General features: G+C 70.5%; 12 protein-coding genes. 9 read left to right on the top strand and 3 right to left on the bottom strand.

What is annotated here, in order from left to right; all coding sequences use genetic code 11:
- Positions 1 to 1,337 precede the first annotated feature (1,337 nt).
- On the top strand, positions 1,338 to 2,678 hold the full coding sequence (locus ACX80L_RS12000; RefSeq protein WP_459289890.1) for a hypothetical protein: 1,341 nt from the start codon (positions 1,338 to 1,340) through the stop codon (positions 2,676 to 2,678).
- On the top strand, positions 2,671 to 3,660 hold the full coding sequence (locus tag ACX80L_RS11995) for an HAD-IIA family hydrolase (RefSeq protein ID WP_459289888.1): 990 nt from the start codon (positions 2,671 to 2,673) through the stop codon (positions 3,658 to 3,660). The genes ACX80L_RS12000 and ACX80L_RS11995 overlap by 8 nt, the downstream gene beginning before the upstream one ends.
- Here the strand turns inward: ACX80L_RS11995 and ACX80L_RS11990 are convergent.
- Positions 3,644 to 3,880: a hypothetical protein gene (locus ACX80L_RS11990; RefSeq protein WP_459267643.1), complete on the bottom strand. Its 237-nt coding sequence runs from the start codon at positions 3,878 to 3,880 to the stop codon at positions 3,644 to 3,646. The genes ACX80L_RS11995 and ACX80L_RS11990 overlap by 17 nt on opposite strands.
- Here ACX80L_RS11990 and ACX80L_RS11985 point away from each other — a divergent pair.
- From ACX80L_RS11985 to ACX80L_RS11955, 7 genes are all read left to right on the top strand, one after another.
- Entirely contained in the window at positions 3,879 to 4,730 is an 852-nt protein-coding gene (locus ACX80L_RS11985) for a TlyA family RNA methyltransferase (RefSeq protein ID WP_459267644.1), read from the top strand. The two genes, ACX80L_RS11990 and ACX80L_RS11985, sit on opposite strands and share 2 nt — an antisense overlap.
- Positions 4,723 to 5,649, top strand: a complete 927-nt coding sequence (locus ACX80L_RS11980; RefSeq protein ID WP_459267645.1) for an NAD kinase — start codon at positions 4,723 to 4,725, stop codon at positions 5,647 to 5,649. Before ACX80L_RS11985 ends, ACX80L_RS11980 begins: the two co-directional genes overlap by 8 nt.
- Positions 5,646 to 7,373, top strand: coding sequence for a DNA repair protein RecN (gene recN / locus ACX80L_RS11975; RefSeq protein WP_133081620.1), 1,728 nt, complete (start codon positions 5,646 to 5,648; stop codon positions 7,371 to 7,373). Before ACX80L_RS11980 ends, recN begins: the two co-directional genes overlap by 4 nt.
- Positions 7,370 to 9,070 carry a CTP synthase gene (locus tag ACX80L_RS11970; RefSeq protein WP_133081621.1) on the top strand — a complete coding sequence of 567 codons (1,701 nt, stop codon included), beginning with the start codon at positions 7,370 to 7,372 and terminating at the stop codon, positions 9,068 to 9,070. The genes recN and ACX80L_RS11970 overlap by 4 nt, the downstream gene beginning before the upstream one ends.
- A gap of 2 nt (positions 9,071 to 9,072) precedes the next feature.
- Positions 9,073 to 9,759 (top strand): NUDIX domain-containing protein, encoded by a 687-nt coding sequence (locus tag ACX80L_RS11965; protein ID WP_459289886.1) that lies wholly within the window; start codon positions 9,073 to 9,075, stop codon positions 9,757 to 9,759.
- Positions 9,760 to 10,016: 257 nt separating this feature from the next.
- A complete protein-coding gene (xerD, locus tag ACX80L_RS11960; protein ID WP_459289909.1) occupies positions 10,017 to 10,910 on the top strand; it encodes a site-specific tyrosine recombinase XerD in 894 nt (297 codons plus the stop codon).
- A gap of 1 nt (position 10,911) precedes the next feature.
- Entirely contained in the window at positions 10,912 to 11,454 is a 543-nt protein-coding gene (locus ACX80L_RS11955) for an 8-oxo-dGTP diphosphatase (RefSeq protein WP_459289884.1), read from the top strand.
- A gap of 47 nt (positions 11,455 to 11,501) precedes the next feature.
- On the opposite strand, the gene ACX80L_RS11950 is transcribed toward ACX80L_RS11955, so the two are convergent.
- Together ACX80L_RS11950 and prpB are read right to left on the bottom strand one after the other, a co-directional pair.
- Positions 11,502 to 12,647 (bottom strand): bifunctional 2-methylcitrate synthase/citrate synthase, encoded by a 1,146-nt coding sequence (locus ACX80L_RS11950; protein ID WP_459289882.1) that lies wholly within the window; start codon positions 12,645 to 12,647, stop codon positions 11,502 to 11,504.
- Between the two features lie 55 nt (positions 12,648 to 12,702).
- Positions 12,703 to 13,632, bottom strand: coding sequence for a methylisocitrate lyase (prpB, locus tag ACX80L_RS11945; protein ID WP_459289880.1), 930 nt, complete (start codon positions 13,630 to 13,632; stop codon positions 12,703 to 12,705).
- Positions 13,633 to 13,634: the final 2 nt, after the last annotated feature.

Here is a 13,634-nt window from a genome sequence, read left to right as displayed (position 1 = left end):
ACAGCGCCGATGGTACTGCACCCGAGAGAGTGTGGGAGAGTAGGACACCGCCGGACAACACTCCAACGGGAAGGCCCCGCACCACCAGGTGCGGGGCCTTCCCCACTTAAACAACACCCCCCAACCACCCGCCGATGCCCACCCGATCCACCCCCGGTGGCGCCGGGCCGGGCAGCCCCAACCCCTCGATGCCGTGATGCTGGCTGGCCCGGCATGGGACATCCAGTCCGCGGCGGTCGCCTCGTCACTGTGCGATGAAGTCGTCGAGGGTCCTTCGTGGTTCCATAGATGGGTAGGACCCATAGCAAAATAGAGACCCGTCGGCAGATCGTGCCGACAACTGATGAGAGGACCCCGCTGCCATGGCTGACCAGGAGCACAACGCTGGACGAGACGGGCAACCCCGCCGGTCGGAGGGCGGGGCCGGCCGCAGCGAGGGCGGGTCGGGGCAGACCGAACGTCGTCATTCCTGGGGGTCGAAGTCCGGCGGCCAGGGCGGGCGCCCCTCGTCCCGTGGCGGGAGCAACGAACGATTTCCGGATGGCGGGGCACCGTCCGGCGATCGGGCCGATCGAGGGGATCGGACCAGCGGTCGACCCAACGGAGAGCGGGCCGGTGCCAACGAGGAGCGCCGCGGCCCCCGCGCTGAAGGCGGCTTCCGCGGCTCGAGCAGCGGGCGGCCTGCTGCGGGCCGGCCTGCCTGGAAGGGCCAGTCCGAGTCCCGTGGAGCGGATCGCAGCGGCGGGCGGTACACCAGGGACGGGCAGAATGAGCAGCGTGACCGGTCGGCGTCCTCGCGGGACGGCCGCCCGGCACAGGACCGTAACCACGCATCCGGCCAGCGGCGGGATGAGACCCGTGGTGCGCGGGCAGAGGGCGGCTATCGTGGACCGAACGCCGTGGAACGCACCGATCGGGCTCCGGGTGGCGGCAGGGGAGCGCAGCTTCGCGGATCCGCGTCCCGAGGCGGGGCGTCGTCGGGATCGGCCGCGGACAAGCAGTCGCGTTTCTCCGGTCGTGGGGGATCGCCGGCGGGCCGGTCCGGTGAGGGCGGAGAACGTCCTTGGCAGTCCCGTTCAGGTGCGACCGGCGGGCGGTCGGGTGATGAGCGGCGTTCGACCGAGCGCAGTGGTTCGTTCCGTCGTCCTGCGGATCGTCCGGATCGGGGTGCCGGCGGAGAGCGTCGCTCCGACGATCGCCGCCATGGGAGCCGCCCGGAGGAGAACGCAGCGGGCCCCCGGACGCACAACGCCCGTGACCTCCGCAGTGCCAACCGGCCGGATCGTGAGCGTTCACCGGAGATCGACGAGGACGTCAAGGGAGATGAGCTCGATCGGGTGACCCGCGCCCAGGTGCGCAACCTCGAGGAGCGCAGCGCGCTGTGGGTGGCGAAGCACCTGGTGATGGCGGGTCGTCTCATCGACCTCGACCCCGAACTGGCTTTCCAGCACGCCCTGGCGGCGAGCCGCCGTGGGGGACGATTGGCTGCAGTGCGCGAGGCCGTCGGTCTGACGGCATACGCTGCGGGCCACTACGGTGAGGCGCTGCGCGAGTTCCGCACGTTCAGGAGGATCAGCGGATCGAACGTCCACCTCCCGATCATGGCCGACTGCGAGCGTGGCCTCGGGCGTGCCGACAGGGCACTCGACCTCGCGCGGAGCGAAGAAGCAGAATCGCTGGATACCGCGGGCAAGGTGGAGCTGGCAATGGTCGTTGCGGGTGCGCGTGCGGATCTTGGTCAGCTCGACGCGGCCGTCGCCGCACTGGAGATCCCGCAACTCGACCTCCACCGAGCCTTTTCCTTCAGCCCGCGGCTGTTTCGCGCCTACGCCGATGCCCTCGATGCTGTCGGGCGGTCCGGCGAGTCGGGCACCTGGCGTCGACAGGCGGGAGTGGCCGAGAAGGCCCTCGGCCTCGACGACGACCTCGAACCGGACATCATCGACCTCGGCGAGGAGGACGACGAGGCCCCGGTGCCCGTCCCCAAGGTCGCCGATGTGCTCGGAGGATCAGCCGGGACCGACCGAGGCGTCGCCACGTCGGACGGTGACGACGACGGTGACGACGGCGGTGACGACGGCGGTGACGACGACGGCGGTGACGACGACGTGGAGTCGCCCGCGTCCGGAGGCGGTGACGACGGCGGCGCGCCCGACGATGTGGAGTCCCCCGTCGATCCGGTCGTCGATTCTGAGGTCGATTCAATGATCGATTCGAAGGCCGGTTCCGAGGATGACACTGATGCTGAGCCCTCGATCGATGGGCTGGACCTCGACGGCGAGGGGGCGGATGCCGACAGCGCCGACGAGGCGACGTCCGGCCAGGCGATCGTGATCCAGGAGGCGGCGGAAGCTGCTGCCGACCCAGGACCCTCCGGCGATGAGCCCCGTGGGTCGGTTCCCGTCGATGCTGTTCCCGTCGGTGAGACCGCTGCTCCGGTGGAGCCTCTCCAGACGGAGATGCTCTTCAGCATGGACGATTCCGGCACCTCCGACATCTCACCGTCAGGTCGTGACGACATCGGGGATCCAGGTGAGCCGTCGAACCCGGCCGTCGAGTTCTCGGAGGCGGCATCGACGGAAGGAACCGGGATGGAACCTTCAGTCGACGTCGCCGCGCCCCAGCGCACAAGGGTCACGAGGCCGAAGGCGACCCAGGAGGACGCGGCCGATGACTGAGCGCCTCATCGATGCCTACGACGGCCTCCTGACGGACCTCGACGGTGTGGTGTACGCCGGCCCTCGGGCCATCGACGGAGCGACCGAGGCCCTTGAACGGCTCGGCGGTGAAGGCAAGAGTCTGGCGTACGTGACGAACAATGCGTCGCGCTCGTCCGGGCAGGTGGCCGCCCACCTCCGGGAATTGGGGGCGCCGGCCGCGGCGGAGCAGGTCTTCGGCTCGGCGCTGGCCGGCGCCGAACTGCTCGCCGGCAAGGTGGCCGCCGGATCGACGGTGCTCGTCATCGGGAGCGAGACCCTCGCGGACGCCGTCCGGGAGCAGGGCCTCGTGGTCGTCGCGTCGGCGGACGACCAACCGGACGCCGTCATCCAGGGATTCGCTCCCGCGCTCGGCTGGAAGGACCTGGCGGAGGCGGCCTACGCGGTCACCGCCGGGGCGGTCTGGGTGGCGACGAACACGGACATGTCCATCCCGCAGGAGCGGGGGATAGCGCCGGGGAACGGTTCGCTCGTGGCAGCGGTCGCCGCAGCCACCGGGAAGGTGCCCTTCGTCGCCGGGAAGCCCGAGGCCGCCCTCTTCCGGACAGCGGCACGGCACTCCGGCGTCGAGCGCGCACTCGTGGTGGGCGACCGCCTCGACACCGACATCCTCGGCGGGAACCGTGCGGGCATGGCCACGGCCCTCGTCCTCACGGGCGTGGACACGGTGCGCACCGCCCTGGCAGCGCGGGTCGAGGAACGCCCCGACTATCTGATCGGCTCCCTCTCGGAGTTGTACGAGGAGTATCCGCCGGTCACGTCCGAGGACGACTCGTACCGCTGCCGCCGGGCGCTGGCCCGGGTCGCGGGGACCACCGTGAGCATCAGCGCGGGCGAGGACGACCTGGACGGCTGGCGTGCCGCGTGCGCCGCGTGGTGGGCCGCCCACCCCGACACGACGCCGGACTCCCCACCGGACATCAGGTTCACGTCCGGTGGGTGAGGGCGCAGAAGTGGCAGGCGACGCGCGGCAGGAACGACGAGGGGTGGCGGACGGCGCCGGGCCCGCGACAGGGGACGCGCAGGTCGACCAGATCGTGGCCGTCCTCCGGGAGCTCCCGGATCTCCCGGTCGCCGAGCATGCCGAGGTGTTCCTCGAGGTCCATGGGCGTCTGGGCGGCGAACTGAATCCGGAGCAGAAGCTCCGCCAGGCAGGAGCCCATGGCTCGCCTTGACCAGGAACTCGTAGCGCGGGGTCTCGCGCGGTCCCGCTCCCATGCGGCGCAGCTGATCGCCGCGGGCAGGGTGCTCAGGGAGGGCAGCGTGGCGCTGAAGCCCGCTGCCCCGACCCTCCCGACCGATGACCTCCGGGTCGAGGAGCGCGGCGAGGAGTACGTGAGCCGCGCGGGCACCAAGCTCGACGGGGCGCTCCGCGCCTTCCCCGCCGTCGATCCGGCGGGGAAGCGATGCCTGGACGCCGGAGCTTCGACCGGAGGATTCACCGACGTCCTCCTCCGGCGCGGCGCTCGGGAAGTAGCCGCCGTCGACGTCGGACACGGCCAGCTCGTCCAGCAATTACGGGACGACCCGCGCGTGCTGGTGTTCGAGGGCATGAACGTCCGACACCTCGAGCCGGCGCAGATCGGCGGCCGGGTCGACCTCACCGTCGCGGACCTGTCCTTCATCTCGCTTCGTCTGGTCCTGGGGGCCCTGGCCGACGCGACAAAGGCCGGCGGCGAGCTGCTCCTGATGGTGAAGCCGCAGTTCGAGGTCGGCCGGGGGCGCCTCAACCGGCTCGGCGTCGTGACATCGACGCATGCCCGGCGCGACGCCGTGGCAGGAGTGGTGCGCGGCGCCCTCGGGTACGGACTGGACATCGGGGGCCTCGCGCAGAGCGAACTGCCGGGCCAGGACGGCAACCTGGAGTACTTCGTGTGGATAAAGGTGCCCCGCGACGGATTGATGCCTAGGATCGAGGGGGAGCTGGACCGGTTGACGGACCATGCGCTCGACCAGAGCGCACTCTTCGCCAGCCCGGGACGCCCGACCGACCAGACGGAGCTTGATGAGTAGAAGAATCCTTGTGCTCGCGCACACCGGCCGCAGGAACGCCATGGTCGCGGCACAGGAAGCGTGCACGCGCCTCCACGACCTGGGCCTCCAGCCTGTGCTGCGCCGCGAGGAGCTGGCCGACATCCAGCGCGAGTACGGGGAACTCGCCGCTCCCGCCGAGGTGCTGGGCGACGGCGTCGACTTCGGCGACGTGGAACTGGTGATGGTGCTCGGTGGTGACGGCACCATCCTCCGGGCGGCCGAACTCGTCCGCGAGGCGGACATCCCCCTGCTCGGCGTCAACCTCGGGCATGTCGGGTTCCTGGCCGAGAGCGAACGCGCGGACCTCGAGGAGACCGTGCGGTGGGTCGCGGACCGCAGCTACACCGTGGAGGAGAGGACCACCATCGATGTCCTCGTGTGGCACGGCGACACCCTGCTCGGGCAGAGCTGGGCGCTCAACGAGGCGGCCGTCGAGAAGGCGAACCGTGAGCGGATGATCGAGGTCGTCATGGAGGTCGACGGTCGGCCCGTGAGCTCCTTCGGCTGTGACGGCGTCGTCCTGGCGACGCCCACCGGTTCCACCGCCTATGCCTTCTCCGCCAGCGGACCGATCGTGTGGCCGGAGGTCGAGGCACTGTTGATGGTCCCCATCAGCGCCCACGCGCTGTTCGCGAAGCCGCTCGTCGTCGCGCCGACCTCGGTGCTCGCCGTCGAACTGCTGACCCGCACCGAGGCGTCGGGCGTGCTGTGGTGCGACGGACGCAGGAGCATCGACCTGCCGCCCGGCGCACGTGTCGAGGTCCGTCGGTCTGAGCATCCCGTGCGGCTCGCGCGGACGCATCAGACGCCGTTCTCGGAGCGCCTCGTCCGCAAGTTCGAGCTACCCATCCAGGGGTGGCGGGGCCCCGTGAAGCACCAGGACGGACCAACACGATGATCGAGGAGATGCGTATCCGCGACCTCGGCGTCATCACCGACGCCACTCTCAACCTCGGGCCGGGCCTGACGGTCGTGACCGGCGAGACCGGCGCGGGCAAGACCATGGTCATCACGGCCCTGGGACTGCTCCGCGGCGCACGCTCGGACGCAGGTGCCGTGCGGCTCGGCGCCAGATCCGCGTCCGCCGAGGCCGTCCTCCGGCTCGATCCGGCCAGCCCGGCCGCCCTGCGGGCGGCGGAGGCGGGTGCTGCCCTGGAGGAGTACGAGGGCGTCGCGGAACTGATCCTCGCCCGCACCGTCACGAGCGAGGGGCGCAGCCGGGCGTACGTCGGCGGGCGGGCCGCTCCCGTCGGCGTCCTCGCCGAACTGGGGGACGAACTCGTCGTCGTGCACGGGCAGTCCGACCAGCTGCGGCTCAAGGGCGCCCCGGCGCAGCGGCAGGCGTTGGACAAGTTCGGCGGCAAGCCCGTCGAGGAGGCGCTGCGGGACTACGCAGACGCCTTCCGCCGGTGGCGGGACGCCCTGGCCGAGCGTGACCGGCTGAGGAGCGAAGCGCGGGAGCGGCTGCGCGAGGCCGAGGGCCTGGAGGCGGCGCTGACGGAGATCGGCGACCTCGACCCCCAGCCGGGGGAGGACGCCGCGCTGAAGGCCGAATCGATGCGGCTGGGCAACCTGGAGGAACTGCGGACCGCAGCACTCGTGGCCCACCAGGCGCTCGTCTCGGAAGACATCGGGGCCAGTGCGGACGCCGTGTCACTGGTGGACGAGGCCAAGCGCCAGCTCGAAGCGGTCGCCGAGCACGACGCCGACCTCGGGAAGCTCGCGGAGCGGCTCGCGGAGGTCGGCTACCTGCTGGCCGACATCTCCGCCGAACTGGCGGGATACGGGACAGCCCTCGACGGCGAGGGCGCCGGCAGGCTGGAGGAGGTCGAATCCCGCCGTGCGGCACTCTCCGTCCTGGTGCGGAAGTATGCCCCGAGCATCGACGAGGTGCTGGCCTGGCAGGAGGACGCCGTCAAGCGCCTGCTCGAACTCAGTGGCGACTCCTCCCGCGTGGAGGAGCTCGACGACGTCATCGACGGCCTCGACCGGCAGGTGCACGAACTCGCGGACGCGCTGTCGTCCCTGCGCCGCGCCGCTGCCGAGAGTCTGGCCGAGAAGGTCAGCGACGAGCTCACCGCCCTCGCGATGCCGGACGCCCAGCTGCTGATCGAGGTCACGCCGGCAGAGGCGCTGACTCTCCACGGTGCCGACGACATCGCCTTCAACCTGCAGCCGCACCCCGGGTCGGCACCGCGCGCGCTGGGCAAGGGAGCATCCGGCGGCGAGCTCTCGCGGGTCATGCTCGCCATCGAGGTGGTCCTCGCGGCGGTGGACCCCGTACCGACCTTCGTCTTCGACGAGGTGGACGCCGGCGTGGGCGGCAAGGCCGCCGTCGAGATCGGCCGACGCCTCGCGATGCTGGCGGAGCACGTGCAGGTCATCGTGGTGACGCACCTCCCGCAGGTCGCGGCCTTCGCGGCGCGGCACATCCGCGTCACGAAGAACGTGTCGCGGGACGGGGACGGCGGTGGCGTCACCGCCAGCGATGTCGAGGTGCTGCCCGACGACGAGCGCGTGCGGGAGCTGGCGAGGATGCTCGCAGGCCAGGAGGACTCGGCATCGGCACGCGCCCACGCCGAGGAGCTCCTCGCCGATGCCGCCCGCACCTCCGCTCGGTGATAGGCTTGAATTCCGTGGCGCAGCAAATAAACTCCCGGTTCCTTAAATCCGCAACGACCAAGCACATCTTCGTGACTGGCGGCGTGGCCTCCTCACTCGGCAAGGGACTGACGGCTTCCAGCCTGGGTCACCTCCTGAGGGCGCGCGGCCTCTCCGTGACGATGCAGAAGCTTGATCCCTACCTCAACGTCGACCCCGGCACGATGAACCCCTTCCAGCACGGCGAGGTGTTCGTCACGGACGACGGCTCCGAGACCGACCTCGACATCGGGCACTACGAACGGTTCCTCGACGAGAACCTCGACGGTTCGGCGAACGTCACGACGGGCCAGGTCTACTCGACGGTCATCGCGAAGGAACGCCGCGGGGAGTACCTCGGAGACACCGTCCAGGTCATCCCGCACATCACGGACGAGATCAAGCGGCGCATGCGCCTGCCGGCCGAAGGGGCACCGGGCAAGAAGGCGCCCGATGTCATTATCACCGAGATCGGCGGCACGGTCGGTGACATCGAGTCGCAGCCCTTCCTCGAGTCGGCCCGCCAGGTCCGCCAGGACATCGGCCGGAACAACGTCTTCTTCCTGCACGTCTCGCTGGTCCCGTACATCGGCCCGTCCCAGGAACTGAAGACCAAGCCCACCCAGCACTCCGTCGCGATGCTGCGCTCCATCGGTATCCAGCCCGACGCCATCGTCATCCGCTCGGATCGCGAGGTCCCCGCGGCGATGCGGGAGAAGATCGGCCGCATGTGCGACGTCGACCTCGACGCCGTCGTCAACGCCGCGGATGCGCCCAGCATCTACGACATCCCGAAGACCCTGCACGCCCAGGGCCTCGACGCCTACATCGTCCAGTCGCTCGACCTGAAGTTCAAGGACGTCAACTGGACCAAGTGGAACAAGCTCCTCGAGGCCGTCCACAACCCGAAGCACCAGGTCGAGGTCGCGCTAGTCGGCAAGTACATCGACCTCCCCGACGCCTACCTGTCGGTCACCGAGGCACTGCGGGCGGGTGGCTTCGCCAATAAGGCGAAGGTCACGATCAAGTGGGTCCCCTCCGACGAGTGCCAGACGCCCGAGGGCGCGAAGAAGGCCCTCGACGGCGTGGACGCGGTGTGCATCCCGGGCGGTTTCGGCATCCGCGGACTGGAGGGGAAGCTCGGAGCGCTGACCTACGCCCGCGAGAACAGGATCCCGACCCTCGGCCTGTGCCTGGGCCTGCAGTGCATGGTCATCGAGTACGCCCGGAACGTGGTCGGACTCGAGGGTGCGTCCTCCAGCGAGTTCGAACCGGACACGGAGTACCCGGTCATCGCGACGATGGCCGAGCAGCTCCACATCGTGGCCGGCGAGGGGGACATGGGCGGCACGATGCGCCTGGGCCGCTGGGAGGCGAAGCTCCAGGAGGGCTCCGTCATCGCCGGGACCTACGGCAAGACCACGGTGTTCGAACGGCACCGCCACCGCTACGAGGTGAACAACGAGTTCCGCCAGCAGATCGCCGACGCCGGCCTCGTCTTCTCCGGGACGACGACGGACGGCAAGCTCGTCGAGTTCGCCGAACTGCCGAAGGACGTGCACCCCTACTACGTCTCCACGCAGGCGCACCCCGAACTGGGGTCGCGTCCCACGCGGCCGCACCCGCTCTTCGCGGGCCTCGTCAAGGCGGCCCTCGAGCGCCGCGGCGCGAAGGCCTGACCGTGCAGCCGGTCGGCAACGGCGACGCCACGTTCGGCGACGAGCAGAGCCCGCGCCGGCTCCTCGGGACCACCACGGTCTACGAGGGGCGGGTGTGGGACGTCGTCAGCGAGGAGTTCACCCTCACGGACGACGGCGAGTCCATCACGCGCGACTTCATCCGGCACCCCGGGGCCGTCGCCGTGCTGGTGCTCGACGACGACGGGCAGGTGCTCCTCCTGCGCCAGTACCGGCACCCGGTGCGCATGGCGCTGTGGGAGATCCCCGCCGGCCTCCTCGACGAGGAGGGTGAGGAATTCGTCGACGCCGCCGCCCGCGAGCTCGCCGAGGAGGCCGACCTCACCGCCCGGCAGTGGCACGTCCTCGTCGACCTCTTCCTCTCACCCGGGTCCTCCTCCGAGGCGCTGCGCGTGTACCTCGCGCGGGGTATCGGTGAGGTGCCCGAGGCGGACCGCCATACCCGCACCCACGAGGAGGCCGAGATCGAACTCCGGTGGGTTGACCTCGACGCCGCGGTGGACGCCGTGCTCGAAGGCCGCATCCACAGTCCGTCCGCGGCTGCTGCGATCCTCGCGGCCCGGGTGGCCCGGGAGAACGGCTTCGTGGACCTCCGGCCGGCCACGACGCCCTGGCCCGAGCACCCCAGCCGGCACTCCACCTGGCCGCACGGCGCCGTGCTCGAGGCCTGACGACGGTGCCGGACCCGACTGCGGGGGCGACGCTGCCGGACCGGACCGGGGAGGCCGGTGCGGTACGGTCCGGCGTGCCGGTGCTCCTGGCCGACGTGTCCACCGGCGACGTGTCCACCGGCGACGCGGAGTCCGATGTGTCCACCGGCGGCGCGGAGTCCGACGTGTCCACCGGCGACGTGTCCACCGGCGACGTGTCCACCGGCGGCGCGGAGTCCGGACCGCTGTCGGGCCTCGTCCGGGACTACCTGCAGCACATGTCCGTGGAGCGGGGACTGTCCGCCAACACGCTCGCCGCCTATCGCCGCGACCTGCGGCGCTATGAGGCCTTCCTCGACGGGCGCGGCGTGGACGAGGCAGCGAGGATCAGTCGACACGACGTGTCGGCCTTCGCGCAGGCCGTCGTCTCGGGGGCGGACGGGCTGTCGGCCCTGAGTCCGCGTTCTGCCGCGCGAACCATCGTCGCCGTCCGCGGGCTGCACCGTTTCTGGGCCCTGGAGGGGATCACCGAGGGTGACCCGGCACGCGAGGTCCACCCGCCCATGACGGGCCGGCGCCTGCCGAAGGCGATCCCCGTGGCCGACGTCGTGCGCATTTTGGAGGCCGTCGACACCGGGACGCCGTCGGGCCGGCGGGACCGTGCTCTCCTCGAGTTCCTGTATTCCACCGGGGCCCGGATCAGTGAGGCGGTGGGCCTGGACGTCGACGACGTCTCCGTCACGGACGTGGTCGACGGTCCCGCCGTCGTCCGGCTCACCGGCAAGGGCTCGAAGGAGCGACTCGTGCCCGTGGGCTCCTACGCGGCCCGTGCGGTCGACACCTACCTCGTGCAGGGGCGCCCCGCTCTCGCCGCGAAGGGCAAGGGCAGCCCGGCGCTCTTCCTCAACACGCGCGGTGGGCGCCTGAGCCGCCAGAGCGCGTGGAGCATCCTGAAGTCGGCGACGGAGCGGGCGGCGGTGCAGCGGGACGTCTCCCCGCACACGCTCCGGCACTCCTTCGCGACCCACCTGCTGGAGGGGGGTGCCGACGTGCGCGTGGTCCAGGAACTGCTCGGGCATGCCTCCGTCACGACCACCCAGGTCTACACGCTGGTCACCGCGGAGACACTGCGGGAAGTGTATGCCGCCGCGCACCCCCGGGCCCGCGCCTGACATGGCACGGGCCACGGGCGTACCCGGAACACCCGCTCTCCCCGGCGAGTGGCAGACCATCGACGGGATCGCGTACCGCAACGTGGCCCTCTGCTTCCTGTTCCGGGTCCACGACGGCGTACGGGAGGTCCTGCTCGGACTGAAGCGCACCGGTTTCGGGACGGGCCGGGTCGTGGCCCTGGGCGGGAAGATCGACGGGCAGGAATCCGCGGTCGATGCGGCGGTCCGCGAGGTCGCCGAGGAGAGCGGGATTCAGCTCTCGGCCGCCGATGTCCGCAGTGCCGGACGGATCACCTGGTCGTTCCCGGCCCAGCCGGGCTGGAACATGGCCGCGCACCTCTTCACGGCGGATGCCGGGAACGCCCTGCCGGTGGCCGGCGAGGAGATCGAGCCGCGCTGGTATGCCGTCGACGCACTGCCGTGGAACGGCATGTGGCAGGACGGCCCCCACTGGATCCCGGCGCTGCTCGACGGGCATCCGGTCGACGCGCGCATCGTCATGGCTCCCGACAACGAAGCGGTGGACAGCGCCGTCCTGGAGTGACCGGATGCGTGCCGACGGCACGGTGGGGTGCCGCCGGCTCCCGGTGCTCAGCTCCCGCCCACGTGCCGTTCGTCCGGGCCGTTGTAGAGGCTCAGGGGACGGATGAGCGAGTTCGACGCCACCTGTTCCATGATGTGCGCTGTCCACCCGGTGATCCGCGCGGCGATGAACAGCGGAGTGAACATCTCCGTGTCGAAGCCCATCAGGTGGTAGGTGGGGCCGGCCGGATAGTCGAGGTTGGGCTTGATGCCCTTGGCCTCGTCCATCGCGGTCTCGAGTCCTGAGTACAGCCCGAGGATCTCGCTGCGTCCGTAGTATCCGATCATCGCGTCGAGCGCGGACTTCATCGTCGGGACGCGCGAGTCCCCGTTCTTGTAGACACGGTGCCCGAAGCCCATGACTTTCTTCTTGGCCGCCAGGGCCTCCTCCATCCAGGCCTTGGCACGTGCCGCGGCGTCCTCCGCGGACTCGTCCTCGCGGATGCCGATCTCCTCGAACGTGTGCATGACGGCCTCGTTCGCACCGCCGTGCAATGCACCCTTGAGCGCGCCGATGGCGCCGGTGACAGCGGAGTGCAGGTCGGAGAGCGTCGAGGTGATGACCCGTGCGGTGAACGTCGACGCGTTGAAGGAGTGCTCGGCGTACAGGACCATCGAGACGTCGAACGCGTGCACCACCTCGGAGGGGGCTTCCTCCCCGAAGGTCATCCAGAGGAAGTTCGCCGAGTAGCCGAGGTCGTCGCGGGGCTCCACGAGCGCCTGGCCGCGGCGACGGCGCTGGTCGTAGGCGACGACCGCGGGGAAGGCGGCGAACAGTGCGGCGGCCTTCTCCATGTTCGCCTCGACGGAATCGTCTCCCGCCAGCGGATGGCAGGCGCCCAGAACGGACACGGCCGTCCGCGCGACGTCCATGGGGTGCGCGGTGGCGGGCAGCAGGTCGATCGCCGCGATCACGTTCTCCGGCAGCCTCCGGTGCGCGCGTTCGACGGCGTCGAAGCGCTGCCGTTCGGCGGCGTCGGGCAGGTCGCCGTTCCACAGCAGGTAGGCGACGTCCTCGAAGTCGCGGTGCCCTGCCAGTTCCTGCACGGGGTACCCCCGGTACAGCAGGGAATTGGTCTCCGGGTTGACCTTCGAGATGGCGGTGTAGTCGACGACTACCCCGGCGAGCCCCTTGTGGATCTCTGGTCCGGTCACGGCTGCTCCTTCTGGGAATTCGGTCCTGGAGCCGGCGACAGCGCGTCGGCGATGGTCAACGGTCCGCTCCGCCGTCGCGGTGGCGCCCCTCCGGCACCTCGAAGTTGAAGACGGAGGAGTCGAAGCGGTTGTACCCCTCGTAGTCCACCAGGTCGTACAGGCGGCTGCGCGTCTGCATCTCTCCCACGACCGCCTCCTGCGTCCCGTGGGCCCTGATCGAGTCCAGCGTACGCTCGGCGGCGCCCATCGCACTGCGGAGCAGGGTGACCGGGTAGATCACCATGGTCACGCCCGCGTCCTGCAGCTGGTCGACCGTGAAGAGATCACTCTTGCCGAACTCCGTCATGTTGGCCAGGATCGGCACGTCGACGGCCTCCCGGATGGCCCGGAACTCCTTGAGGCTGCGCATCGCTTCGGGGAAGATGGCGTCCGCCCCGGCGTCCACAAGCGCCCGGGACCGTTCCTGGGCCGCTTCGAGCGTGTCCGTCCCCCGGATGTCGGTGCGGGCCATGATGAGGAAGTCCGGGTCACGCCGGGCGTCGGCTGCTGCGCGGATGCGCTTGACGGCCGTGTCGAGGTCGACGACGTTCTTGCCGTCGAGGTGGCCGCAGCGCTTCGGGTTGAACTGGTCCTCGATATGGCAGCCGGCGAGTCCGGCGTTCTCGAGCTCCTGGACGCTGCGGGCGACGTTCATCGGTTCTCCGAAGCCCGTGTCGGCGTCGACGATGCACGGCAGGTCGGTCATGCGGGCGATCTGGCCGGCGCGGTGTGCGACCTCGGTGAGGGTGGTCAGGCCGATGTCCGGCAGCCCGAGATCGGCCGCGATCACGGCCCCGGAGATGTAGACGCCGTCGAACCCCCTGTCCCCGATGAGGCGGGCCGACAGGGGGTTGAAGGCGCCGGGGAACTGCTGGATCCGACCGGAGGCCAGGGACTCCCGGAGTGTCCGGCGCTTCTGCTCGGGTGGCACGCTCGAGTACAGCACGG

The sequence above is a fragment of the Arthrobacter sp. MDT1-48-3 genome (assembly GCF_054511015.1).
Note: the sequence above shows the minus strand (reverse complement) of the source record. Positions and strands in the feature narration are given on the sequence as shown.